Source organism: Paraburkholderia sp. BR10937 (assembly GCF_040965695.1).
GTDB lineage: Bacteria > Pseudomonadota > Gammaproteobacteria > Burkholderiales > Burkholderiaceae > Paraburkholderia.
The window spans coordinates 1-285 of the sequence record NZ_JBFRCL010000197.1 but is presented as its reverse complement, the minus strand read 5'-3'; the positions used below and the strand labels follow the sequence as shown (position 1 = coordinate 285).

At 59.3% G+C, this 285-nt stretch carries 1 protein-coding gene; it reads right to left on the bottom strand.

What is annotated here, in order from left to right:
- Positions 1-208, bottom strand: a 208-nt coding sequence (locus AB4Y44_RS42630) for a hypothetical protein (RefSeq protein ID WP_368702841.1), incomplete at its 3' end; no start/stop codon positions are given.
- Between the last annotated feature and the right edge of the window lie 77 nt (positions 209-285).

Here is a 285-nt window from a genome sequence, read left to right as displayed (position 1 = left end):
CGCTCCACAGTGCCGCCAGAACATCCGGCGTGAGATATTCAGCGCCCGTCATGGGTGGCGCGTCGTCGATCAGTGTGCCGAGCTCCGTTGGGTCTGGCTCTGCGACCGCGATTTCCCCACTTTCCGTCGTAGTGCACAGGGCCGTGACATAGCGGGCTCCTAGGGAAGGTCTGCACAATACGTTTTCAGAGCGCCGATCTTTTTTCACGTTGGGCGTATCGGCCGCAGAATCTGCTAGCAGGTTGGTCGTCCGGCTTTTGAAGCATGATGACCTGCGTTTGCCGA